Source organism: Enterobacter sp. 148H3, assembly GCF_034107425.1.
GTDB classification, from domain to species: Bacteria; Pseudomonadota; Gammaproteobacteria; order Enterobacterales; family Enterobacteriaceae; genus Enterobacter; species Enterobacter vonholyi.
On sequence record NZ_JAWNEI010000011.1, the window covers coordinates 47,102 to 70,869 of the forward strand.

Genomic DNA, 23,768 nt, shown 5'->3' on the forward strand with positions numbered 1-23,768 from the left:
AGTGATATGCGTGTTACTGGTTTAACCCCGCAAGATCTCAAGGCTTATGGTATTCACGACGTCCAGGAAATCGTCTACAACCCCGACTACGATACGCTGTATCAGGAAGAGCTCAATCCAGCACTGGAAGGATACGAGCGTGGTGTGTTGACGAATCTTGGTGCTATCGCCGTCGATACCGGTATTTTTACCGGTCGTTCGCCGAAAGATAAGTATATCGTCCGAGACGAAACCACCCGCGATACGCTGTGGTGGGCTGACAAGGGCAAAGGGAAGAACGACAACAAACCGCTCTCCCCGGAAACCTGGCAGCACCTGAAAGGGCTCGTCACCCATCAACTTTCCGGCAAGCGTTTGTTTATTGTCGACGCTTTCTGCGGCGCTAACGCCGATACCCGTCTCTCCGTGCGTTTTATCACCGAAGTGGCCTGGCAGGCGCATTTCGTGAAAAACATGTTTATCCGTCCAACCGACGAAGAGCTGCAGGACTTCACCCCTGATTTCATCGTGATGAACGGCGCGAAATGCACCAACCCACAGTGGAAAGAGCAGGGTCTGAACTCCGAAAACTTTGTTGCCTTCAACCTGACCGAGCGTATCCAGCTGATCGGCGGTACCTGGTACGGCGGCGAAATGAAGAAAGGGATGTTCTCGGTCATGAACTACCTGCTGCCGCTGCGGGGCATCGCCTCCATGCACTGCTCGGCTAACGTCGGTGAAAAAGGCGACGTGGCGGTATTCTTCGGCCTGTCCGGCACCGGGAAAACCACCCTGTCCACCGATCCTAAACGTCGTCTGATTGGCGATGACGAACACGGCTGGGATGACGACGGCGTATTCAACTTTGAAGGCGGCTGCTACGCGAAGACTATTCGCCTGTCTGAAGAGGCCGAGCCGGATATCTTCCACGCTATCCGTCGCGATGCGCTGCTGGAAAACGTCACCGTGCGTGCCGACGGCTCCATCGACTTCGACGATGCGTCGAAAACGGAAAACACCCGCGTCTCTTACCCGATCTACCACATCGACAATATCGTGAAGCCGGTGTCAAAAGCGGGTCATGCCACGAAGGTCATTTTCCTGACGGCGGATGCGTTCGGCGTGCTGCCTCCGGTGTCTCGCCTGACCGCCAGCCAGACGCAGTACCACTTCCTCTCCGGTTTTACCGCCAAGCTGGCGGGTACCGAGCGCGGCGTGACGGAGCCAACCCCAACCTTCTCCGCCTGCTTCGGCGCGGCCTTCCTGTCGCTGCACCCGACGCAGTACGCTGAAGTGCTGGTGAAACGCATGCAGGCATCCGGCGCGCAGGCATACCTGGTGAACACCGGCTGGAACGGCACCGGCAAACGTATCTCTATCAAAGATACCCGCGCCATTATCGACGCCATTCTGGATGGTTCTCTGGACGACGCCGAAACCTTCACGCTGCCGATGTTTGACCTGGCGATCCCAACGTCGCTGCCGGGTGTAGATACGCATATCCTCGACCCGCGCAATACGTACGGTTCTCCGGAGCAGTGGCGTGAGAAGGCGGAATCGCTGGCGAAGCTGTTTATCGAGAACTTCGAGAAGTATACCGATACCCCGGCGGGTGCTGCGCTAGTGAGTGCGGGTCCAAAACTGTAGTCCATGTCGGGTGGCGGCTTCGCCTTACCCGACCTGTAAAAAAGGGTGGCTCGTGCCACCCTTTTTTCAACTCTCTTTCACCTGCCCCCGCGTCACCGGTACCGGCAGCCAGGCGCGAATGCTCAACCCACCCCGCTCGCTGGTGCCAATCTCCAGCAGTCCGTTGTGGTTATCAATAATACGCTGCACTATCGCCAGGCCTAAGCCCGTACCGCTGGTGCTGCGCGCGCTATCGCCGCGCACAAACGGCTGGAACAGATGCTTACGCTGCTCGGGCTTGATGCCCGGACCGTCGTCTTCCACCTGGAACCAGGCGCGGTTGAGCTCAGACCCGCTGCTGACCTTAATCCAGCCGTTGCCGTAGCGCGCCGCGTTGACCACCATGTTGGCGACCGCACGTTTAATGGAGAGCGGGTGCATACGAACCTGAATTTCACCGGCCTGAAGGTCGGTATCAATCTCGCGCTCGTAGCCGCTTTCCGCCGCCACGACTTCGCCCAGCACCGCGTTCAGATCCGCCATCTCCATCGGCATCTCCTGACCGGTGCGCAGGTAGTCGATGAACTGCTCAATGATGGCGTTACACTCTTCGATATCCTTGTTGATGGACTCGGCAAGATAACCATCCTCTTCTCCCATCATTTCCGTCGCCAGACGAATACGCGTTAGCGGCGTGCGCAGGTCGTGGCTGACGCCCGCCATCAGCAGCGTACGGTCATCCGCCAGCTGCTTCACGCCTGCCGCCATATGGTTAAAGGCACGCGTTACTGAACGGACTTCCGAGGCGCCATACTCACGCAGCGGAGGAGGAATAATCCCTTTACCGACCTGCAGCGCAGCGTGCTCCAGGTCGACCAGCGGTCGGTTCTGTATACGGATAAATAGCCACGCGCCGCCTATCGCCAGCAGCATAATCGCCAGGGTATAGCGGAACAGCGGTGAGAAATCGCCCTGATGGATTTCGGTCAGCGGAACGCGAACCCAAATATTGGGTGACAGCCAGGTTTTCAGCCAGACGACGGGCGAGCTTTTGTTGACCTCAACGCGCACTTCCGTTGGACCGCCCAGCTGCTGCGCCATCTGCTGGCTGAGGAATTCGTAGTGCTGCGCCCAGCGCAGGCCAGCGTCTTCCGCCGCTTCGTTGGAATAGAGCGAAATGCCCAGTTCACGGTAGATTTCACGGCGAAACGCCGGGGGAACGACGAGCTGCGTGCCGTCCTCCAGTTGCAGTTTATCGGTCATCAGCATACGGACTTCGTAGGCCAGGACCTTATTAAACTGCTGGAGGCTCGGCAGGATCGCAAAGTTCAACACCACCAGGTAGGTCGTCACCAGGCTGACGAACAGCAGGGTGACGATCAGTAACAGGGTGCGGGCAAACGAGCTTCGCGGCGAGAAGCGCATTCGCCTCATGCTTTAGAGCCGTCCGGGACGAACACGTAGCCCAGACCCCATACGGTCTGAATATAACGAGGATGCGCCGGATCTTCTTCCACCATGCGGCGCAGACGGGAGATCTGCACGTCGATAGAGCGTTCCATTGCGGAGTATTCGCGACCGCGCGCCAGGTTCATCAGCTTGTCACGGGAAAGCGGTTCACGCGGGTGGCTGACCAGCGCTTTCAGGACCGCAAACTCGCCGCTGGTGAGCGGCATCGGCTCGTCTTCACGGAACATTTCGCGCGTGCCGAGGTTCAGCTTGAACTTGCCGAAGGCAATAACGGCTTCTTCCTGCGACGGCGCGCCCGGCAGCTCGTTCGCCTGACGGCGCAGCACGGCGCGAATACGTGCCAGCAGTTCACGCGGGTTAAACGGTTTTGGAATGTAGTCGTCCGCGCCGATTTCGAGGCCAACGATACGGTCAACTTCCTCGCCCTTCGCCGTCACCATGATAATCGGCATCGGGTTGCTCTGGCTGCGCAGACGGCGGCAAATAGAAAGCCCGTCTTCGCCAGGCAGCATCAGGTCGAGAACCATCAGGTGGAAAGATTCACGGGTCAGCAGACGGTCCATCTGCTCAGCGTTCGCGACGCTACGAACCTGGAAGCCCTGCTCGGTCAGATAACGTTCCAGCAGCGCACGCAGGCGCATGTCGTCATCCACGACCAGAATTTTGTAGTTCTCTTGCATTGTGTGTACTCCCAAAGGTTCGGATAGTCTTTGTAACAGCGTATTCTAAAAAAGTGCACGTATTCGACCAGTTAATTCTGGTATAAATTCTAGTCGAAATTGTTACAAAGCATATTTAACAGCAGCTTATCTGCTCATTTCATCACATAAATCATTATTAATCCTGTCTGTTACACTGTGTGGTACGTATTGTGCGCAAGACAGTTAACCGGCAGGCAGCAAAGGCTTTACCATGAAAACGCCCCTGATCACCCGCGAAGGGTACGAAAAGCTCAAAAAAGAGATGGATTACCTCTGGCGCGAAGAGCGTCCTGAAGTAACCAAAAAGGTGACCTGGGCGGCAAGCCTGGGCGATCGCAGCGAAAACGCTGACTACCAGTACAACAAAAAGCGGCTGCGCGAAATTGACCGCCGGGTTCGCTATCTGACGAAGTGCCTCGAGAATCTTAAAATTGTCGATTACTCTCCGCAGCAGGAGGGCAAAGTGTTCTTCGGCGCGTGGGTGGAGATTGAAAACGACGATGGTGACACCCTGCGTTTTCGGATTGTCGGCTACGATGAAATTTTTGGTCGTAAGGATTACATCTCCATCGACTCCCCGATGGCCCGCGCGCTGCTGAAAAAGGAAGTGGGCGATCTGGCCATCGTTCAGACTCCAGCTGGTGAAGCCAGCTGGTACGTCAATGAGATCGTCTACGTAAAATAGTCCGAGAGCGCCCTCCCCGGCTGGCATTTTGCCGTGTCAGCCCGTATAACTATCCCCTGATTTTTTCGACTCAACAGATGATAAAGCCATGATGAATGATTCGCTCTGCCGCATTATTGCGGGTGATATTCAGGCCAGAGCCGAACAGGTAGAAGCTGCCGTTCGCCTGCTTGATGAAGGGAACACCGTGCCGTTTATTGCGCGCTATCGTAAGGAAGTCACCGGCGGTCTGGATGACACGCAGCTGCGTAACCTGGAGACCCGTCTCGGTTATCTGCGCGAACTGGAAGAACGTCGTCAGGCGATCCTCAAATCCATCGGCGAACAGGGCAAACTGACCAGCGATCTGGAAAGCGCCATTAACGGCACCCTGAGCAAAACCGAATTAGAAGATCTCTATCTGCCGTACAAACCGAAGCGCCGCACGCGCGGGCAGATTGCGATTGAAGCGGGCCTTGAGCCGCTGGCCGACCTGCTGTGGAACGAGCCGTCGCACGATCCGGAAACCGAAGCGGCGAAATTTATCGACGCTGACAAAGGCGCGGCGGACACCAAGGCCGCCCTCGACGGCGCACGCTACATTCTGATGGAGCGCTTCGCCGAAGACGCCGCGCTGCTCGCTAAAGTGCGTGATTACCTGTGGAAGAATGCCCACATCGTCTCTACCGTCGTCGCGGGTAAAGAGGAAGAAGGCGCGAAATTCCGCGACTATTTCGATCACCACGAACCGATTTCTACTACCCCTTCCCACCGCGCGCTGGCAATGTTCCGCGGCCGCAACGAAGGCGTGCTCCAGCTCTCCCTGAACGCCGACCCGCAGTTTGACGAGCCGCCGAAAGAGAGCCACTGCGAGCAGATCATTATCGACCATCTCGGCCTGCGTCTGAACAACGCCCCGGCGGACAGCTGGCGTAAAGGCGTAGTAAGCTGGACCTGGCGCATCAAGGTGCTGATGCACCTCGAAACCGAGCTGATGGGCACCGTGCGCGAACGCGCCGAAGATGAAGCGATTAACGTCTTCGCCCGTAACCTGCACGACCTGCTGATGGCCGCCCCTGCCGGCCTGCGCGCGACCATGGGTCTCGACCCGGGTCTGCGTACCGGCGTGAAGGTCGCTGTGGTTGACGGCACCGGCAAGCTGGTGGCGACCGATACCATTTATCCGCACACCGGCCAGGCAGCGAAAGCGGCCGTCGTGGTGGCGGCGCTGTGCGAAAAATACAACGTCGAGCTGGTTGCCATCGGCAACGGTACGGCCTCTCGTGAAACCGAGCGTTTCTACCTCGACGTGCAGAAGCAGTTCCCGAAAGTGACGGCACAGAAAGTGATCGTCAGCGAGGCCGGGGCATCCGTCTATTCCGCGTCCGAGCTGGCGGCCCAGGAATTCCCGGACCTGGACGTTTCCCTGCGCGGGGCAGTTTCTATCGCTCGCCGCCTGCAGGATCCGCTGGCGGAGCTGGTGAAGATCGATCCGAAATCCATCGGCGTGGGCCAGTATCAGCATGACGTGAGCCAGACTCAGCTGGCGCGCAAGCTGGATGCGGTGGTGGAAGACTGCGTAAACGCCGTCGGCGTTGATCTGAATACCGCCTCCGTTCCCCTGCTGACCCGCGTGGCGGGCTTAACCCGCATGATGGCGCAGAACATCGTCGCCTGGCGTGATGAGAACGGTCAGTTCCAGAACCGTCAGCAGCTGCTGAAGGTGAGCCGTCTGGGTCCAAAAGCATTTGAGCAGTGTGCGGGCTTCCTGCGCATCAACCACGGCGATAACCCGCTGGATGCCTCCACCGTTCACCCGGAAGCGTACCCTGTGGTGGAACGCATCCTGGCCGCCACCCAGCAGGCGCTGAAAGATCTCATGGGCGACAGCAGCGCCCTGCGCAACCTGAAAGCCGTTGATTTCACTGACGACAAATTTGGTGTGCCAACCGTCACCGATATTATCAAAGAGCTGGAAAAGCCGGGCCGCGATCCGCGTCCTGAGTTCAAAACGGCGACCTTTGCTGACGGTATCGAGACCATGAACGACCTGCTGCCGGGCATGGTGCTGGAAGGCGCGGTGACCAACGTGACCAACTTTGGCGCATTTGTGGATATCGGCGTGCATCAGGATGGTCTGGTGCATATCTCATCCCTTGCCGACAAGTTTGTTGAAGACCCGCACACCGTGGTTAAAGCGGGCGACATCGTGAAGGTCAAAGTGCTGGAAGTGGATCTGCAGCGCAAGCGTATCGCGCTGACCATGCGTCTGGACGAGCAGCCGGGCGACACCAACGCGCGCCGCGGCGGCAACGGCGGGGGCCGCGAACCGCAGCGTCCCGCCGCGAAAGCGGCAAAACCGCGCGGACGTGATGCTCAGCCTGCAGGCAACAGCGCGATGATGGATGCGCTGGCGGCAGCGATGGGTAAAAAACGCTAAGGTTGTAAATGCCCCTCACCCTAACCCTCTCCCCAAAGGGGAGAGGGGATCGCACGGTGCAGTCTTTTCCCCTCGTCCTCATGGGTGGGGGAATAAATTCATATCGAAATATATGAAACCGATTGCATAGCCATATTTAAACCACTAATTATCACCCCGTTAACAAATACTCCCCTTTTCGTTTTCCAGGCAATTCAGCAAATATTGAGCAAGGTCAAACAGGCCGTAAATTAATACCGCAAACAACATTCCGTCACAGTTTTAATATTGCTGATAAAAACTATTCTCATTATCATCCCATAGTAGATAATTTAACCTTTCGTGGAATCAGGCGTTATGCAATTCACTCCAGACAGTGCATGGAAGATTACCGGTTTTACCCGCGAAATCAGCCCAGCCTATCGGCAAAAGCTGCTGTCGCTGGGCATGCTGCCCGGCTCGTCATTTCAGGTCGTGCGCGTGGCGCCGCTAGGGGACCCGGTTCATATCGAAACCCGCCGCGTGAATCTGGTCCTGCGTAAGAAAGACCTCGCATTAATAGAAGTCGAAGCCTTATCCCGATAACAAGCCAGCGGTTTCAGTGAGTCTAAAAAATGAAAAAGTTAACTATTGGCTTAATTGGCAATCCTAATTCCGGCAAGACCACGCTTTTTAATCAACTGACCGGGGCACGCCAGCGCGTAGGCAACTGGGCGGGCGTGACGGTTGAGCGTAAAGAGGGCCAGTTCACGACGACAGACAACCAGGTGACGCTGGTTGACCTTCCCGGCACCTACTCCTTAACCACCATTTCGTCACAAACCTCGCTCGATGAGCAAATCGCCTGTCACTATATTCTTGGCGGCGACGCGGACCTGCTGATCAACGTGGTCGACGCCTCCAATCTCGAGCGTAACCTTTATCTGACGCTGCAGCTGCTGGAGCTGGGTATCCCCTGCATCGTGGCGCTCAACATGCTCGACATCGCAGAGAAACAAAAGCTGCGCATTGACGTCGATGCCCTCTCCGCGCGCCTGGGATGCCCGGTCGTTCCGCTGGTTTCGACGCGCGCTCGCGGTATTGATGCGCTGAAGCTGGCCATTGACTGTCATGCGGGAAATCGCGACGTTGAGCTGGTGCATTACGCGAAGCCCCTCCGGCGTGAAGCCAATGTGCTGGCGCAGGAGATGGACACCGGTATGCCAGCAAAACAGCGCCTGTGGCTTGGCCTGCAGATGCTGGAAGGGGATATCTACAGCCGCGCTTACGCCGGGCATGCGGCCGATAAGCTGGACGCGACGGTGGCTCGTCTTAGCGACGAGCTGGACGATCCGGCGCTGCACATCGCCGATGCCCGTTACCAGGCCATCGCCTCGATTTGCGACGTGGTGAGTAACGCGCTGACGGCGGAACCCAGCCGCTTTACGGCGGCGGTGGATAAGGTCGTGCTTAACCGCTTCCTGGGTTTGCCGATCTTTCTGCTGGTGATGTACGTGATGTTCCTGCTTGCCATTAACATCGGTGGCGCACTGCAGCCGATTTTTGACGCCGGTTCCGTCGCGGTCTTCGTCCACGGGATCCAGTGGGTAGGTTACAACCTGCACTTCCCGGAATGGCTAACCATCTTCCTCGCGCAGGGGATCGGCGGCGGTATTAATACCGTTCTGCCGCTGGTGCCGCAGATCGGCATGATGTACCTGTTCCTCTCGTTCCTGGAAGATTCCGGCTACATGGCGCGCGCGGCGTTCGTGATGGATCGTCTGATGCAGGCGCTGGGCCTGCCGGGTAAATCCTTCGTCCCGCTGATCGTCGGCTTCGGCTGTAACGTGCCGTCGGTGATGGGCGCACGCACCCTGGATGCGCCGCGTGAACGTCTGATGACCATTATGATGGCGCCGTTTATGTCCTGCGGTGCACGACTGGCGATCTTCGCGGTCTTTGCGGCAGCCTTCTTTGGCCAGCAGGGCGCGCTGGCGGTCTTCTCGCTCTACGTGCTGGGCATCGTGATGGCGATCCTGACCGGTCTAATGCTGAAGCACACCATAATGCGCGGTGAAGCGTCACCGTTCGTGATGGAGCTGCCGGTGTACCACGTCCCCCATCTGAAAAGCCTGGCGATCCAGACCTGGCAGCGCCTGAAAGGCTTCGTCCTGCGCGCTGGTAAGGTGATTGTCATCGTCAGTATTTTCCTGAGCGCGCTGAACAGCTTCACCCTCAGCGGACAGGCGGCAGATAACATTAACGACTCTGCCCTCGCCTCCGTCAGCCGCGTCATCACGCCGGTCTTCAAACCGATTGGCGTGCATGAGGATAACTGGCAGGCAACCGTCGGGCTGTTTACCGGCGCGATGGCAAAAGAGGTGGTTGTCGGTACCCTGAATACGCTCTACACCGCCGAGAACATTCAGGAGCAGGAATTTAATCCGGCAGAGTTTCATCTCGGTCATGAGCTGCTGGGTGCCGTAGAGGAAACCTGGCAGAGCCTGAAGGACACCTTCAGCCTAAGCGTGCTGGCGAACCCGATTGAAGCGAGCAAAGGCGACGGCGAAATGGCGACGGGTGCCATGGGGGTGATGAGCGAGAAATTTGGCAGCGCGTCCGCCGCCTACAGCTACCTCATCTTTGTTCTGCTCTACATTCCTTGCATCTCCGTGATGGGGGCGATAGCCCGCGAGTCCAGCCGCGGTTGGATGGGCTTCTCTATCCTGTGGGGGCTGAATATCGCTTACTCGCTGGCGACGCTGTTTTATCAAACCGTCAATTTCAGCCAGCACCCGCGCTACAGCCTGGTCTGCATTCTCGCGGTTGTGCTGTTTAACGTGATAGTGCTCGGTCTGCTGCGGCGGGCACGCAGCCGCGTCGACATCGACCTGCTGGCAAACCGTAAAACCGCCGCGACCTGCTGCAGCAGCCCGGCGGGCGACTGTCACTAAGGAGTACACCGCATGGCATCGTTGATTCAGGTTCGTGACCTGCTTGCTCTGCAGGGGCGAATGGAGGCGAAACAGCTGAGCCTCAGCCTGCATACGCCGCAGCCGATGATCGATGCCATGCTGGAAAGACTGGAAGCCATGGGGAAAGCCGTGCGGATTCAGGAAGACGCGGAAGGCTGTCTCTCCGGCAGTTGTAAAAGCTGTCCGGAAGGAAAGGCCTGCCTCAGGGAGTGGTGGGCACTGCGTTAATAAAGCCAGGCATTGCTGCCTGGCTTTGTCGTATTACTTGTAGACGTCCGCCGTTGCGCGTACGTTTTTGGTCTGTTTTTCTGCGCTGGTGACGACGTAGTACGTTCCGCCCAGCTCATCCGCTTTCTTCGAGAGCTCTCTGCGAGCATCCATCGGCGCGGTGGTGTCAGACGTAGAAATTTCACCAATTTTCGTCAGATTCATGCTGGCAACTTTATCTTTTTCCAGCTCTTTTGCCGCAAAGACGCCAAATGACAGTGACCCAATAACCAGAGAAGTGACAATACCTGTAACAAGTTTCATAGCCTGACTCTCCATAGGATTGTTGTTTTGATTATCGTAGGCAGAACAACCGCAACGACATCTGGAGTATGGTTGCGGTGTGTTACTTTTTCCAGGCAGGATAGAAAATAATCAGTCGAAACGTTGACTTAACGCAATCAGCGCTGAACAAAATTCCGTCGGATGAGAGATAAACGGGGCATGTGCAGCTTTGGCAACGATCTGCGATTCGCTGTCCGGCCAAAGCGAATCCAGCAGCGGAGCCACTTTGCGCGGCACAATTCCGTCGAGGTAGCCATAGATACGCAGGTGCGGCATCGTCAGGGCGGCCAGCGGCTCGCGCAGGTCAACCGTTTTCAGGAGTTCCAGTCCGCCGTTTAGCACCTCAACCTCCGGCATCGGCAGCGACAGCACGGTCTGCTTCAGCGTACGGGCATCCTGACGCGCGGTTTCAGTACCCATCGTCTGCAGCGCGAGGAACCGCTCTACTGTCCGCTGGAAATCGTCGCTCAGCTGCTGCTGGAACCCCGCCAGCACCTCTGGCTTGATACCGGGCCACGCGTCCCGCGCGCTAAAACAGGGCGACGACGCCACCGTCACCAGCGCTTTTACGCGGTCAGGTTTCGACAGCGCAATCTGGCTCGCCACCAGCCCGCCCAGGCTCCAGCCCAGCCAGATGGCATTTTGCGGAGCAGCGTTCAGAACCTGCTCCGCCATCTCATCAAGCGACATGGCCCCAAAACCGCGGCTGCGGCCATACCCCGGCAAATCCACCAGATGCAGCGTGAAATGCGAGGCGAGTTCCTCGCTTACGCAACGCCATACTTCAGCATTCAGTCCCCATCCGTGCAGCAGCACAAGATGGCAATTTCCTGTCCCGACGGTCTGCCACCACAGCGTCTTCATCAGTTACTGTTCTCTTTTTTCACATGGAGGTTGCACATGCTAACAGTACCTGGGTTGTGCTGGCTATGCCGAATGCCGCTGGCACTAGGCGGGTGGGGCATCTGCTCCGTCTGTACGCGATCGCTGCAATGGCGTATCGGGATCTGCCCACAATGTGGTTTACCGGCCACGAGTCCCGCTTTGCCCTGTGGCCGTTGCCTGAAAAAGTCGCCGCCGTGGAGCGCGATGGTGGCGGTGGATGATTATGTTCCGCCGCTGAACAGGCTGATCCACGCGCTGAAGTTTTCCGGGCAGAGCTCGCTGGCACAGCCCCTTGCTCGCCTGCTGTTGCTGGCGGTTTTGCAGGCGCGACGTCAGCGGGCACTGCCGAAAATCGACATGGTGGTGAGTGTCCCCCTATACCGACGTCGTCACTGGCGGCGCGGCTATAACCAGAGTGACCTGCTCTGCCGTCCCCTCGCACGGTGGCTCGGCTGTCGGTATGATGCCCGCGCGCTGACACGTGTTCATGCCACCGCCATCCAGCATCAGCTCAGCGCCCGGCTTCGCAAAAGAAACCTCAAAAACGCCTTTCGCCTTGAATTGCCGGTCGACGGGCTCCATATCGCGATTGTGGATGATGTTGTCACCACAGGCAGTACCGTTGCTGAACTTTCCCGACTGCTTTTGCAAAGCGGCGCCGCGTCGGTTCAGGTATGGTGTCTGTGCCGTACCTTGTAGCCCTTCTTCAATGGGCGTATGATTATACCCAGGTAATTTAGTCAACTATTAGGCCAAAGCTATGATCCGTATTTCCGATTCTGCACAAGCGCACTTTGCCAAACTGCTGGCAAATCAGGAAGAAGGGACGCAGATCCGCGTGTTTGTGATCAATCCAGGCACTCCGAATGCAGAATGTGGTGTTTCTTATTGTCCTCCGGACGCTGTGGAAGCTACTGACACTGCCCTTAAGTTTGAACAGCTCACCGCCTACGTTGATGAGCTGAGCGCACCGTATCTTGAAGATGCGGAGATCGACTTCGTCACCGATCAGCTGGGTTCTCAGCTGACACTGAAGGCGCCGAACGCGAAAATGCGTAAAGTGTCTGACGATGCCCCTCTGATGGAGCGCGTTGAGTATCTGCTGCAATCCCAGATCAACCCACAGCTGGCGGGCCACGGCGGCCGTGTTTCCCTGATGGAAATCACCGACGAAGGTTTTGCCATCCTGCAGTTTGGCGGCGGTTGTAACGGTTGTTCAATGGTCGATGTCACCCTGAAAGAAGGGATCGAGAAGCAGCTGCTGAACGAGTTCCCGGAACTTAAAGGCGTGCGTGACCTGACCGAACACCAGCGCGGCGAGCACTCTTACTACTGATTCATTGCCCATCTGTATTGCCCGGTGGCGCTGCGCTTACCGGGCCTACAAAACCCTGCTCCCCCTCTTCGCTCCCCTCTATATGTTGACCTGCGTCTCATAATTCACATTTTGCCTGCCAGGGTGATTCTCAATCACGTCATGTTACCCGTATCATTCTCATGGGCACTAAGCACACCCATAACAGCCGACTAAACTTAATCGTTTAAAAGGCATCAGTATTAGTGCCGTTACTTCTCTGTTCCCAGTTGGGACAATCGGAATTTGTCGTTGAAACAATGACGTTACCCATAACAATTCAAAGGCCAGGTAAATCATGCCATTAGTCATCGTTGCTATCGGTGTTGTGTTATTACTGCTCTTGATGATCCGTTTCAAAATGAACGGATTTATCGCTCTGGTTCTGGTGGCACTTGCAGTCGGTCTGATGCAAGGGATGCCGCTGGTGAAAGTTATCAGCTCGATTAAAGCCGGTGTCGGCGGCACGCTCGGCAGCCTGGCATTGATCATGGGCTTCGGCGCCATGCTCGGTAAAATGCTGGCGGACTGCGGGGGCGCGCAGCGTATTGCCACCACGCTTATCGACAAATTCGGTAAGAAGAACATTCAGTGGGCAGTAGTGTTAACCGGCTTTACCGTTGGTTTCGCGCTGTTCTATGAAGTGGGCTTCGTATTGATGCTGCCGCTGGTGTTCACCATTGCGGCTGCCGCGAGCATCCCGCTGCTGTATGTCGGCGTGCCAATGGCTGCGGCGCTGTCCGTGACCCACGGCTTCCTGCCGCCGCACCCGGGTCCAACCGCTATCGCGACCATCTTCCACGCGGATATGGGTAAAACCCTGCTGTTCGGTACGATTCTGGCGATCCCGACGGTGATTCTGGCCGGCCCGGTTTATGCCCGCTTCCTGAAGGGCATTGATAAGCCGATTCCGGAAGGTCTGTACAGCGCCAAAATCTTCACCGAAGAAGAGATGCCGGGCTTTGGCGTCAGCGTCTGGACCTCCCTGGTACCGGTGATCCTGATGGCGATGCGCGCCGTGGCGGAGATGATCCTGCCTAAGGGTCATGCGTTCCTGTCCGTGGCGGAATTCCTGGGTGACCCGGTGATGGCAACGCTGATTGCCGTGCTGATCGCGATGTTCACCTTCGGTTTGAACCGTGGCCGCTCCATGGATCAGATCAACGACACGCTGACCTCTTCCATCAAAATCATTGCCATGATGCTCCTGATCATCGGCGGTGGCGGTGCATTCAAGCAGGTTCTGGTCGACAGCGGCGTGGACAAATACATCGCCGCCATGATGCATGAAACCAACGTATCGCCGCTCCTGATGGCCTGGTCTATTGCCGCGGTTCTGCGTATTGCGCTGGGTTCAGCGACCGTTGCGGCGATCACCGCAGGCGGTATCGTTGCCCCGCTGATTGCGACCACGGGCGTAAGCCCTGAGCTGATGGTTATCGCCGTCGGTTCCGGTAGCGTGATTTTCTCTCACGTTAACGACCCTGGCTTCTGGCTGTTCAAGGAGTACTTCAACCTGACGATCGGTGAAACCATCAAGTCCTGGTCCGCGCTGGAAACCATTATTTCGGTGTGTGGTCTGGTCGGGGTGCTGCTGCTCAACATGGTGGTCTGATGCCCTAAGTCGGGTGGCGGCTACGCCTTACCCGACCTGCATGAGCACTGCCTGATAATAAAAAACCCGCCACTGGCGGGTTTTTTATTACTTCTTACCAGCAGCTTTTCGCCGCTTATCCAAATCCTTGATCAGCCTGTTCACCCCATCATCGGCAAACATCGCCTCAAGCGTGGTGGACAGCTTTCGACGCCAGTTCTTGTACTGATAGCTGGTGCCTGGGATGTTCACCGGCTCCGCCATATCAATCCAGTCTTCCGGCTGCAGCCCCAGCAGAGCGCTGTTGCTGTCGGCAATATAGCGCTGCAAACCGCGATTGAGGGTCGCGGTCATCGACATCAATGACGCTTTATGTCCCGCACGTTTCGGCAGACAGCCCTGCTTGTGCAGAGCATCCAGTAGCCCCTGTTTGGAAAGCTCGCGATCCTGATACAGGCCGTGTAACACCTCCTCATCAGGATACAGGCCCAGCGTTTTGCCAAGGGTCAGATCGCCGCTTTCCCAATAGCCACGAAGCGTAGGAAGGTCATGCGTCGTCGCGACTGCCATTGACTGTTCAGGGTACGCTTGCGGCGCGCGGAAGGTTTTCTCATGGTCATTTTCAAAATAGAGCACTTTATAGGAGTAGACGCCGCTGTCGCGGAGCTTGCTGACAATTTCCACCGGCACGGTACCGAGATCTTCACCGATCACCATGCACTGATGGCGCTTGCTTTCCAGGGCCAGGATCGACAGCAGATCGTCAACCGGATACTGCACATACGCCCCGTGATCGGCCGTTTCACCGTACGGGATCCACCACAGACGCAGCACGGACATTACGTGGTCAATACGCAGCGCGCCGCAGTTCTGCATGTTAGCGCGCAGCAGGTCGATAAACGGCTCGTAGGCGCGCTCCGCCATGACGTGCGGATCCATCGGCGGCAATCCCCAGTTCTGGCCCAGCGGGCCAAGGATATCCGGCGGCGCGCCGACAGAGGCTTTCAGACAGTAAAGCTCACGGTCACACCAGGTCTCCGCGCCGCCTTCCGCCACGCCCACGGCCAGATCGCGATACAGGCCAATCGGCATTTTATAGCCCTGGCTCACCTGCCAGCAGGCGGCAAACTGGCTGTAAGCCAGCCACTGCAGCCACAGGTAGAAGTCCACTTCATCGGCATTTTTTTTACAGAACGCTTTCACTTCAGGCGTGTCGACGCTCTGATACGCTTCGGGCCAGACCGGCCAGCCCCAGCGCATTTCGTCCTCTTTTACCTGATATGCGTGCAGCGCATCGAACGCCGCCTGCCAGTACAGGCTCTCGCCCTCCTGCGTCACGAACTGGCGGAACGCCGCCATCTGCTCGTCATCGCGCTGCGAAAAGCCTTTCCACGCCAGACGCAGCGCGGCCATTTTCAGCGCCGTGACGGTGGAATAGTCCACCCAGTCGGCTTCGCGCGCCTGCTTCAGCGCCTGCTGTGTGGTGCTGAGTTTCCACCACGCCTGCGCCTCTTTGCTGTTTTTGAAATCATCTAAGGCGTTAACGTCGATATAAATAACGTTCAGCCAGCGACGGGACGACGGACTATACGGGCTGGCGCTCTCCGGGTTGGCCGGATAGAGCGCGTGGATTGGGTTGAGACCGATAAACGCGCCGCCGCGCTCGCCCACGGATGCCAGCATCTTTTTCAGATCGCCAAAATCACCGATGCCCCAGTTGCTGTCGGAACGCAGAGTGTAGAGCTGCGCGCAGGCGCCCCACAGCTTTTTGCCTTCAAGCAGCGCCTGCGGCTCGTAGCAGCGTTTTGGCGCGACGATCACCCGGCAGTGGAAACGCAGATCGTCCTGGGTGAGCGTTAAGGTGTGATACCCCTCCGGCAGCTTTGCCGGAAGGTTTAACGTTTTGCCGCCGGTGGCGTGACCTTTATGCTGATGCCCCTCTTCGGTGGTAAGAAGCCAGCTAAACTCGCCGCGCCCCTCCACCGCCAGCGGCATCTTTTTGCCTGCGGTGAATACCTTCACGTTCGGCACCGGAGCAGCCGACGCTTTCGCGTCGGTTTTGTGCATGGCATCCAGCAAACGTCTTTTGGTGTCCGCACCAATAGACTGCGGTTTGCCGTGCGCATTGATGTAACTGAGGCTAATTCCCGCCGCCTGCGCGGCACTGTCCAGACGTTTACTCTCCATCGCGCTTCCTTAGCGTTTTGCCTGCCAGATACGGGCCTGATAATCACGGATTGAGCGGTCAGAGCTGAACATACCGCAGCGGGCGGTATTCAGGATGCACGCGCGGGTCCACGCTTCCTGGTCGCGATACAGCACGTCGACCTGCTTTTGCGCTTCAACGTAGGCCGTGAAGTCCGCCATTACCAGATAAGGGTCACCGCCGTGTTTGTCCATGCTGTGCAGCATCTGGTCAAACGCGTGCTTATCGCCGTCGCTGTATTTGCCGCTCTCAAGCTCCTTCAGCACCGCATCGAGGACTTTGTCTTTCTTACGCCATTTCACCGGGTCATAGCCTTTGGCCTTGATGGCTTTCACCTCTTCCACCGTATGGCCGAAGATAAAGATGTTCTCTTCGCCCACCTTCTCGGCGATTTCGACGTTCGCCCCGTCGAGCGTGCCGACGGTCAGCGCGCCGTTCAGCGCTAGCTTCATGTTGCCGGTACCGGAGGCTTCTTTTCCTGCGGTTGAAATCTGCTCGGAGATATCCGCCGCCGGGATCAGCATTTCCGCCGCCGAGACGCAGTAGTCCGGCAGGAACACTACCTTCAACTTGTCGCCCACTTTCGGATCGCTGTTGATCGCCGCCGCCACTTTATTGATGGCGAGGATAATGTTTTTCGCCAGGTAGTAGCCCGGCGCCGCTTTCGCACCGAACAGGAACACGCGCGGCACGCGGTCGGCCTGCGGGTTCTCGCGGATCTCTTTGTACAGCGCCAGAATGTGCAGCAGGTTCAGGTGCTGGCGTTTGTACTCGTGCAGACGTTTGATCTGGATATCGAATATGGCGTTCGGGTTGATCTCAATCCCGGTACGCACTTTCACAAACTCCGCCAGGCGAACCTTGTTCTCCAGCTTGATCGCCCGGTACTGCTCGCGGAATTTCGCGTCGTCAGCGTATTTTTCCAGGTTGATGAGCTGGTCCAGATCGTTGGCCCACTCTTTCTTCAGGGTCTTATCCAGCAGGCCGGCCAGCAGCGGGTTGCACTGCTTGATCCAGCGACGCGGCGTGATGCCGTTGGTCACGTTGTGGAATTTGGTTGGCCACAGCTGGTGGTATTCCGGGAAGAGATCTTTGACCACCAGATCCGAGTGCAGCGCCGCCACGCCGTTCACCGCAAAGCCGCTGACCACGCACATATTCGCCATGCGCACCTGCTTATCGTGAACCACCGCCAGCTTCGCCCAGACCGCCTTGTTGCCCGGCCAGGTTTTATCCACGAGCTTTTTAAACTGGTCGTTAATTTTGTTGATGATCTGCATGTGGCGCGGCAGCAGCGTTTTCACCAGCTTCTCATCCCAGCACTCAAGCGCTTCTGGCATCAGGGTGTGGTTGGTGTAGGCAAAGGTACGGCTGGTGATGGCCCAGGCGTCATCCCAGCTCAGCTGGTGCTCGTCGATCAGCACGCGCAGCAGCTCCGGGATGGCAATGGTCGGGTGCGTGTCGTTGAGCTGAATCACTTCAAAGTCCGGCAGCTGCGCCAGCTTGCGGCCCGCCAGGTGATGGCGACGCAGAATGTCCGCCACGGAGCAGGCGCACTGGAAGTACTGCTGCATCAGGCGAAGCTTTTTACCGGCCAGGTGGTTGTCGTTCGGATAGAGGACTTTGGTCAGCTTCTCGGCGTCGATGCCCTGCTGCTCGGCGCGCAGGAAATCGCCGTCGTTGAATTTGGTCAGGTTAAACGGATGCGCGTGCTTCGCCTGCCACAGACGCAGCGGCTGCGCCACGCCGTTACGGTAGCCAAGCACCGGCAGATCCCAGGCTTCGCCGGTGATGGTGAACGCCGGTTCCCAGAGACCCTGCTTTGTCACTTTCCCGCCAATGCCAACCTGTACGTCCAGCTGCGCGTTGTGGCGGAACCACGGATAGGTATTGCGATGCCAGTCGTCCGGCGCTTCCATCTGATGCCCGTCGGCAAACGACTGACGGAACAGGCCGTACTGATAGTTCAGACCATAGCCAATCGCCGACTGGCCGACGGTCGCCATGGAGTCCAGGAAGCAGGCCGCCAGGCGTCCCAGGCCGCCGTTGCCCAGCGCCGGGTCAATCTCTTCTTCCAGCAGGTCGGTCAGGTTAATGTCGTGTTCTTTAAGAACGTCACCGACCTCCTGATACCAGCCGAGGTTCAACAGGTTGTTGCCCGTCAGACGGCCAATCAGGAATTCCATTGAAATGTAGTTTACATGGCGCTGGCCTTTTACCGGTTTTGCCAGGGGCTGAGCATCCAGCTGCTCTGCGAGCGCACCGCTCACTGCCTGCCACCACTGGTGAGGCGTCATTTCGTTTGCAGCATGAAGGCCAAAACGCTGCCACTGACGCGTCAGGGCAGCCTGGAATTGAGCTTTGTTGAAGGTAGGCTGTGACATAGGGGATCGGCATCCTTTAGAAAGAAAACACAAGTTGGCGCTAGTGTGCCTGGCTCATTTCCCCTCTTCCTCCTCCCGAGGGGGATTAGACAGGGAGGAGTAGCGGGGATGAGCATAAAAGTGTGATCGAGGCCACTCTCAGAGCATAGTTCGAGTGTGCCCGTAAGATAAAAAAGTAACCCGGGAGAATGTCAAAGAAATGAAATGCAGTTTTGGGTGAAATTAAAACGTTCTGAAATGATTACTTACGTAGAATAATAATTTGGCCATCGGGGTGCACCTCAGGAGACTATTACTCTCACTCAACTTTACCCGCACTTTATTAAATTTGACGTCACTATACCTTTCTGAAACCAGTTTCAGCGCAGCGGCAATGTATCCAGACAAACCAGCTGTGACGCGGCGTTAAACCCCTTCTGAGAAAGTTCCAACATTTGCCTGAATGTTTTGTGACAGAGTGCAAATTCAGAGCCACAAAACCCAGACATAACTTGCAATAGTTCTCTTTCTGTTCGACCTTATATCCTATTAATTACGAAGCGCAAAAAAAATAAAATCTCTCGTTCCCCACAGTGAAGTGAAACCTATGTTGATTCCGTCTAAATTAAGTCGCCCGGTTCGCCTTGACCATACAGTGGTCCGCGAGCGTCTGTTGGCTAAACTTTCCGGCGCGCATAATTTCCGACTGGCGCTGGTTACGAGCCCTGCAGGTTATGGAAAAACAACGCTCATTTCGCAATGGGCCGCGGGTAAGAGCGATCTTGGCTGGTATTCCCTCGACGAGGGCGATAACCAGCAAGAGCGTTTTGCCAGCTATCTGATTGCCGCCATACAGCAAGCAACCCATGGACACTGCGTCGCCAGTGAGGTGATGGTGCAAAAGCGCCAGTACGCAAGCCTGTCCTCCCTTTTCTCTCAGCTGTTTATCGAACTGGCCGAATGGCATCGCCCGCTTTACGTGGTGATAGATGATTACCATCTCATCACTAACCCGGTAATTCATGAATCGATGCGTTTCTTCCTGCGCCATCAGCCGGAAAACCTGACCTTAGTCGTGTTGTCACGCAACCTGCCGCAGCTGGGTATTGCCAACCTGCGCGTGCGCGATCAGCTCCTGGAAGTGGGCAGCCAGCAGCTGGCCTTTACCCACCAGGAAGCGAAACAGTTCTTTGACTGCCGCCTGAACTCACCGATTGAGGCCGCCGAAAGCAGCCGCCTGTGTGATGACGTTGCCGGCTGGGCCACGGCGCTGCAGCTCATAGCGCTCTCTGCCCGGCAAAACAACAGTCCGGCACATCAGTCTGCGCGGCGCCTGGCGGGCATCAACGCCAGCCACCTTTCTGACTATCTCGTGGATGAGGTGCTGGACAGCGTCGATCCCTCAACGCGTAATTTCCTGCTGAAAAGCTCTCTGCTGCGCTCCATGAACGATGCGCTCATCGTGCGGGTGACGGGCTGTGAAAACGGCCAGCTGCAGCTTGAAGAGATTGAACGTCAGGGCCTTTTCCTGACGCGCATGGACGATCCGGGCGAGTGGTTTAGCTATCATCCGCTGTTTGGTAGCTTCCTGCGCCAGCGCTGTCAGTGGGAGCTGGCGGTTGAACTGCCGGAGATCCACCGCGCCGCTGCCGAAAGCTGGATGGCGCAAGGCTTCCCGAGCGAAGCCATCCACCACGCGCTGGCCGCCGGTGATGCCAGCATGCTGCGCGATATTCTCCTCAATCATGCGTGGGGCCTGTTTAACCACAGCGAGCTGACGCTGCTGGAAGAATCCCTCAAAGCCCTGCCGTGGGAAAGCCTGCTGGAGAACCCGCGTCTGGTGCTGCTGCAGGCCTGGCTGATGCAGAGCCAGCATCGCTACAGCGAAGTGAACACCCTGCTGGCGCGCGCCGAGCAGGAGATGGAAAGCGAAATGGATACCACCCTGCACGGCGAGTTCAACGCGCTGCGCGCTCAGGTGGCGATTAACGATGGCGACCCGGACGAAGCTGAACGGCTGGCGATGGTCGCGCTGGATGAACTGCCGCTGGCCAACTTCTACAGCCGCATCGTGGCGACCTCCGTGCACGGCGAAGTGCTGCACTGCAAAGGCGACCTCACGCGTTCGCTTTCACTGATGCAGCAAACCGAACAGATGGCGCGTCGTCATGATGTCTGGCATTACGCGCTGTGGAGCCTTATCCAACAGAGCGAGATTTTATTCGCGCAGGGGTTCCTGCAGGCCGCCTGGGAAAACCAGGAAAAAGCGTTCCAGCTGATTCGTGAACAGCATCTGGAACAGCTGCCGATGCACGAGTTCCTGTTGCGTATTCGCGCCCAGCTGCTGTGGGCATGGTCGCGTCTGGATGAAGCGGAAAGCTGCGCCCGTCAGGGTGTGGATGTTCTTTCCAGCTTCCAGCCTCAACAGCAGCTGCAGTGCCTGGCGCTGCTGGTGCAGTGCTCGCTGGCGCGCGGCGATCTCGACAACGCCCGCAACCATCTTAACCGCCTGGAAAACCTGCTCGGCAACGGCCAGTATCATAGCGACTGGGTGTCAAACGCCGACAAGGTCCGAGTGATTTACTGGCAGATGACCGGCGATAAAAAATCCGCCGCCAACTGGCTGCGCCAGACGCCAAAACCGGAATTTGCCAACAACCACTTCCTGCAGAGCCAGTGGCGCAATATTGCCCGCGCGCAGATCCTGCTCGGTGAATTAGAGCCCGCTGAGATTGTGCTGGAGGAGCTGAACGAGAACGCGCGCAGCCTGCGCCTGATGAGCGACCTGAACCGCAACCTGCTGCTGCAAAACCAGCTTTACTGGCAGGCGGGTCGTAAAAATGATGCCCAGCGTGTGCTTCTGGAAGCGCTGCAGCTGGCTAACCGCACCGGGTTTATCAGCCACTTTGTAATTGAAGGGGAAGTGATGGCGCAGCAGCTGCGCCAGCTGATTCAGCTCAACACGCTGCCGGAACTGGATCAGCATCGCGCCCAGCGCATTCTGCGCGAGATTAACCAGCATCATCGGCACAAGTTCGCGCATTTCGATGAGAACTTTGTTGAACGTCTGCTGAACCACCCGGAAGTGCCGGAACTTATCCGCACCAGCCCGCTCACCCAGCGCGAATGGCAGGTTCTGGGGCTGATTTATTCAGGCTACAGCAACGAGCAGATTGCCGGTGAGCTTGCGGTGGCGGCGACCACCATCAAAACGCATATCCGCAATCTGTATCAGAAGCTGGGCGTGGCGCATCGTCAGGATGCGGTGCAGCATGCGCAGCAGCTGTTGAAGATGATGGGATACGGCGTTTAGGTTTGTGCGGCCTGATGCCCTCACCCACAGGGAGAGGGCGCACGGCTTTTCAACACAACTCTAACTGCAAATTATTATCTTTAATTACCTGCATCACGCCCGCCGGCGGCATCACGTCGGTATAGACCGCATCCACCATGCTGATGCTGCCCATGTTCACCATCGCGTTACGGCCAAACTTGGAATGATCCACCACCAGCATCACGTGGCGTGAATTTTCAATAATCGCGCGCTTGGTGCGCACCTCGTGGTAATCAAACTCCAGCAGCGAGCCGTCGCTGTCGATACCGCTTATCCCCAGAATGCCGAAGTCGAGGCGGAACTGCGAGATAAAGTCGAGGGTGGCTTCGCCGATAATTCCGCCGTCGCGGCTGCGCAGCTCGCCGCCCGCGAGGATGATGCGGAAGTCGTCTTTCTGCATCAGGGTATTGGCCACGTTCAGGTTGTTGGTGACCACGCGCAGGTTCTCGTGATCCAGCAGCGCATGGGCGACCGCTTCCGGCGTGGTGCCGATATCAATAAACAGCGTCGCGCCGTTCGGGATCTGGCTGGCGACCTTGCGGGCGATGCGCTCTTTCTCTGCCGTCTGCGTGGCTTTACGGTCATGCCAGGAGGTGTTGACCGAGCTGGACGGCAGCGCCGCGCCGCCGTGGTGGCGAAGAATACGGTTCTGATCGGCCAGGTCGTTCAGGTCACGACGGATGGTTTGTGGGCTGACGGCAAACTGCTCCACCAGCTCTTCGGTGCTGACGTATCCCTGTTTTTTTACCAGTTCGATAATGGCGTCATGACGTTGTGTTTGTTTCATCAATTATCCCTGAGAATTATGTTCGTTTTCGCGCATGGAGCGTGTCGGCAAAGGCCATCGCCAGCCCCACGGCCAGCCCGGCGACGTGCGCACCGTTGGCGATAGACATACCAAACAGATCAAACCATCCGGCAATTAGCCATATTAACGCAAAGGTTATCAATCCGCGTTGCAGATAGATGCCGCTTTGCGGATCGCGCTCCCCGCGAAGCCAGACGTAGCCCATAAGGGCATATACGACACCCGACAGCCCGCCGAACCACGGCCCGCTGAACTTGTGCTGTACGTAGCCGCTCAACAGCGCGCTGATGATGGTGATAACGATCAGCTTGCCGCTGCCCAGACGCTTTTCAACGGCACCGCCGAGATACCACCACCAGAGCAGGTTAAAGAGGATATGCATCACCGAGAAATGCATCAGCGCGTGGCTAAAGTAGCGCCAGACGTCAAACTCAAGAGACGGGTCATAGGGCCACGCCAGGGCAATCATTACGCTCTGGTCGCCGACCACGTTCATGATAATGAAGACGATGATGCAGGCCGCCATCAGCAGCAGCGTAAACGGGCCCGCGCGCTCGCGAATGGTGGCGAGGAAAGGAAAGCGGCTGTAGTGCAATCCGCTGCCGGTCTGGCCGGACTGCCAGCTGGCCGCAAGATAGCGCGGGTCGCCAGGGTTCTCAAGAAAACGCGCCAGCTCCTCGTTTACCCGTCCGGCCTGGCTCTCATCGGCCAGCCAGACGTCGGTCTGCGTATGTTGTTGAATAGTCAGAATAACGCCCTGCGTCGCCATATAGTCGACAAACGCCTGGGCGACACGCGGGTTAGTAAAAGAGGTGATCATCAACATGGGCAGCGGTCGCTTATTTCCACACAAAAGAGG

Annotated in this window: 18 protein-coding genes; 10 read left to right on the forward strand and 8 right to left on the reverse strand. The window is 57.3% G+C overall.

Translation table 11 applies throughout. The features are described from left to right. Window positions 1–6: 6 nt before the first annotated feature. Window positions 7–1,626 carry a phosphoenolpyruvate carboxykinase (ATP) gene (pckA, locus tag USH94_RS16480; RefSeq protein WP_023309493.1) on the forward strand — a complete coding sequence of 540 codons (1,620 nt, stop codon included), beginning with the start codon at window positions 7–9 and terminating at the stop codon, window positions 1,624–1,626. A gap of 66 nt (window positions 1,627–1,692) precedes the next feature. Here the strand turns inward: pckA and envZ are convergent, their stop codons facing one another. Together envZ and ompR are read right to left on the reverse strand one after the other, a co-directional pair. Further along, window positions 1,693–3,039, reverse strand: coding sequence for a two-component system sensor histidine kinase EnvZ (gene envZ, locus USH94_RS16485; protein WP_023309494.1), 1,347 nt, complete (start codon window positions 3,037–3,039; stop codon window positions 1,693–1,695). Continuing rightward, entirely contained in the window at window positions 3,036–3,755 is a 720-nt protein-coding gene (ompR, locus tag USH94_RS16490; protein WP_001157751.1) for a two-component system response regulator OmpR, read from the reverse strand. Before ompR ends, envZ begins: the two co-directional genes overlap by 4 nt. A 232-nt stretch (window positions 3,756–3,987) precedes the next feature. On the opposite strand from ompR, the gene greB reads away from it, so the two are divergent. The 5 genes from greB (at window position 3,988) to feoC (ending at window position 10,041) form a co-directional block, all read left to right on the forward strand. Further along, on the forward strand, window positions 3,988–4,461 hold the full coding sequence (gene greB, locus USH94_RS16495; protein ID WP_111963763.1) for a transcription elongation factor GreB: 474 nt from the start codon (window positions 3,988–3,990) through the stop codon (window positions 4,459–4,461). Between the two features lie 88 nt (window positions 4,462–4,549). Continuing rightward, entirely contained in the window at window positions 4,550–6,880 is a 2,331-nt protein-coding gene (locus tag USH94_RS16500) for a Tex family protein (protein WP_111963762.1), read from the forward strand. A 336-nt stretch (window positions 6,881–7,216) separates the two neighbouring features. Beyond that, the gene (gene feoA, locus USH94_RS16505; protein WP_008503050.1) at window positions 7,217–7,444 is read left to right on the forward strand and encodes a ferrous iron transporter A; all 228 of its coding nucleotides are present in this window, start codon (window positions 7,217–7,219) and stop codon (window positions 7,442–7,444) included. A gap of 29 nt (window positions 7,445–7,473) precedes the next feature. Beyond that, the gene (gene feoB, locus USH94_RS16510) at window positions 7,474–9,792 is read left to right on the forward strand and encodes a Fe(2+) transporter permease subunit FeoB (RefSeq protein ID WP_111963761.1); all 2,319 of its coding nucleotides are present in this window, start codon (window positions 7,474–7,476) and stop codon (window positions 9,790–9,792) included. A 12-nt stretch (window positions 9,793–9,804) separates the two neighbouring features. After that, entirely contained in the window at window positions 9,805–10,041 is a 237-nt protein-coding gene (gene feoC / locus USH94_RS16515; RefSeq protein ID WP_047743474.1) for a [Fe-S]-dependent transcriptional repressor FeoC, read from the forward strand. A 33-nt stretch (window positions 10,042–10,074) separates the two neighbouring features. Here the strand turns inward: feoC and USH94_RS16520 are convergent, their stop codons facing one another. Together USH94_RS16520 and bioH are read right to left on the reverse strand one after the other, a co-directional pair. Further along, the gene (locus USH94_RS16520; protein WP_048976276.1) at window positions 10,075–10,344 is read right to left on the reverse strand and encodes a YdgH/BhsA/McbA-like domain containing protein; all 270 of its coding nucleotides are present in this window, start codon (window positions 10,342–10,344) and stop codon (window positions 10,075–10,077) included. Window positions 10,345–10,455: 111 nt separating this feature from the next. After that, window positions 10,456–11,229 carry a pimeloyl-ACP methyl ester esterase BioH gene (bioH, locus tag USH94_RS16525; RefSeq protein WP_111963760.1) on the reverse strand — a complete coding sequence of 258 codons (774 nt, stop codon included), beginning with the start codon at window positions 11,227–11,229 and terminating at the stop codon, window positions 10,456–10,458. Window positions 11,230–11,265: 36 nt separating this feature from the next. On the opposite strand from bioH, the gene gntX reads away from it, so the two are divergent. From gntX to gntT, 3 genes are all read left to right on the forward strand, one after another. Beyond that, window positions 11,266–11,949, forward strand: coding sequence for a DNA utilization protein GntX (gene gntX, locus USH94_RS16530; RefSeq protein WP_111963759.1), 684 nt, complete (start codon window positions 11,266–11,268; stop codon window positions 11,947–11,949). A gap of 61 nt (window positions 11,950–12,010) precedes the next feature. Continuing rightward, complete coding sequence (gene nfuA / locus USH94_RS16535; protein ID WP_008503055.1) at window positions 12,011–12,586, forward strand: Fe-S biogenesis protein NfuA; 576 nt, start codon at window positions 12,011–12,013, stop codon at window positions 12,584–12,586. Window positions 12,587–12,902: 316 nt separating this feature from the next. Next, the gene (gene gntT / locus USH94_RS16540) at window positions 12,903–14,219 is read left to right on the forward strand and encodes a gluconate transporter (RefSeq protein ID WP_111963758.1); all 1,317 of its coding nucleotides are present in this window, start codon (window positions 12,903–12,905) and stop codon (window positions 14,217–14,219) included. Window positions 14,220–14,306: 87 nt separating this feature from the next. On the opposite strand, the gene malQ is transcribed toward gntT, so the two are convergent. Together malQ and malP are read right to left on the reverse strand one after the other, a co-directional pair. Continuing rightward, entirely contained in the window at window positions 14,307–16,385 is a 2,079-nt protein-coding gene (gene malQ, locus USH94_RS16545) for a 4-alpha-glucanotransferase (protein ID WP_111963757.1), read from the reverse strand. Window positions 16,386–16,394: 9 nt separating this feature from the next. After that, window positions 16,395–18,788 (reverse strand): maltodextrin phosphorylase, encoded by a 2,394-nt coding sequence (malP, locus tag USH94_RS16550; RefSeq protein WP_111963756.1) that lies wholly within the window; start codon window positions 18,786–18,788, stop codon window positions 16,395–16,397. A gap of 586 nt (window positions 18,789–19,374) precedes the next feature. Here malP and malT point away from each other — a divergent pair. After that, on the forward strand, window positions 19,375–22,080 hold the full coding sequence (gene malT, locus USH94_RS16555) for an HTH-type transcriptional regulator MalT (RefSeq protein WP_008503059.1): 2,706 nt from the start codon (window positions 19,375–19,377) through the stop codon (window positions 22,078–22,080). Window positions 22,081–22,129: 49 nt separating this feature from the next. Here malT and USH94_RS16560 read toward each other — a convergent pair whose 3' ends face one another. Together USH94_RS16560 and glpG are read right to left on the reverse strand one after the other, a co-directional pair. Continuing rightward, a complete protein-coding gene (locus USH94_RS16560) occupies window positions 22,130–22,888 on the reverse strand; it encodes a DeoR/GlpR family transcriptional regulator (protein ID WP_008503060.1) in 759 nt (252 codons plus the stop codon). Window positions 22,889–22,904: 16 nt separating this feature from the next. Next, the gene (gene glpG, locus USH94_RS16565; protein WP_111963755.1) at window positions 22,905–23,735 is read right to left on the reverse strand and encodes a rhomboid family intramembrane serine protease GlpG; all 831 of its coding nucleotides are present in this window, start codon (window positions 23,733–23,735) and stop codon (window positions 22,905–22,907) included. Window positions 23,736–23,768 lie beyond the last annotated feature (33 nt).

What these genes read in the sequence shown, in the direction of transcription:
- gntX (WP_111963759.1), top strand. Translation starts at nt 11,266, where the DNA reads ATGCTAACAGTACCTGGGTTGTGCTGGCTATGCCGAATGCCGCTGGCA.
- USH94_RS16560 (WP_008503060.1), bottom strand. Translation starts at nt 22,888, where the DNA reads ATGAAACAAACACAACGTCATGACGCCATTATCGAACTGGTAAAAAAA.
- gntT (WP_111963758.1), top strand. Translation starts at nt 12,903, where the DNA reads ATGCCATTAGTCATCGTTGCTATCGGTGTTGTGTTATTACTGCTCTTG.
- malQ (WP_111963757.1), bottom strand. Translation starts at nt 16,385, where the DNA reads ATGGAGAGTAAACGTCTGGACAGTGCCGCGCAGGCGGCGGGAATTAGC.
- envZ (WP_023309494.1), bottom strand. Translation starts at nt 3,039, where the DNA reads ATGAGGCGAATGCGCTTCTCGCCGCGAAGCTCGTTTGCCCGCACCCTG.
- USH94_RS16520 (WP_048976276.1), bottom strand. Translation starts at nt 10,344, where the DNA reads ATGAAACTTGTTACAGGTATTGTCACTTCTCTGGTTATTGGGTCACTG.
- feoC (WP_047743474.1), top strand. Translation starts at nt 9,805, where the DNA reads ATGGCATCGTTGATTCAGGTTCGTGACCTGCTTGCTCTGCAGGGGCGA.
- USH94_RS16500 (WP_111963762.1), top strand. Translation starts at nt 4,550, where the DNA reads ATGATGAATGATTCGCTCTGCCGCATTATTGCGGGTGATATTCAGGCC.
- malT (WP_008503059.1), top strand. Translation starts at nt 19,375, where the DNA reads ATGTTGATTCCGTCTAAATTAAGTCGCCCGGTTCGCCTTGACCATACA.
- feoA (WP_008503050.1), top strand. Translation starts at nt 7,217, where the DNA reads ATGCAATTCACTCCAGACAGTGCATGGAAGATTACCGGTTTTACCCGC.
- ompR (WP_001157751.1), bottom strand. Translation starts at nt 3,755, where the DNA reads ATGCAAGAGAACTACAAAATTCTGGTCGTGGATGACGACATGCGCCTG.
- nfuA (WP_008503055.1), top strand. Translation starts at nt 12,011, where the DNA reads ATGATCCGTATTTCCGATTCTGCACAAGCGCACTTTGCCAAACTGCTG.
- greB (WP_111963763.1), top strand. Translation starts at nt 3,988, where the DNA reads ATGAAAACGCCCCTGATCACCCGCGAAGGGTACGAAAAGCTCAAAAAA.
- pckA (WP_023309493.1), top strand. Translation starts at nt 7, where the DNA reads ATGCGTGTTACTGGTTTAACCCCGCAAGATCTCAAGGCTTATGGTATT.
- feoB (WP_111963761.1), top strand. Translation starts at nt 7,474, where the DNA reads ATGAAAAAGTTAACTATTGGCTTAATTGGCAATCCTAATTCCGGCAAG.
- glpG (WP_111963755.1), bottom strand. Translation starts at nt 23,735, where the DNA reads ATGTTGATGATCACCTCTTTTACTAACCCGCGTGTCGCCCAGGCGTTT.
- bioH (WP_111963760.1), bottom strand. Translation starts at nt 11,229, where the DNA reads ATGAAGACGCTGTGGTGGCAGACCGTCGGGACAGGAAATTGCCATCTT.
- malP (WP_111963756.1), bottom strand. Translation starts at nt 18,788, where the DNA reads ATGTCACAGCCTACCTTCAACAAAGCTCAATTCCAGGCTGCCCTGACG.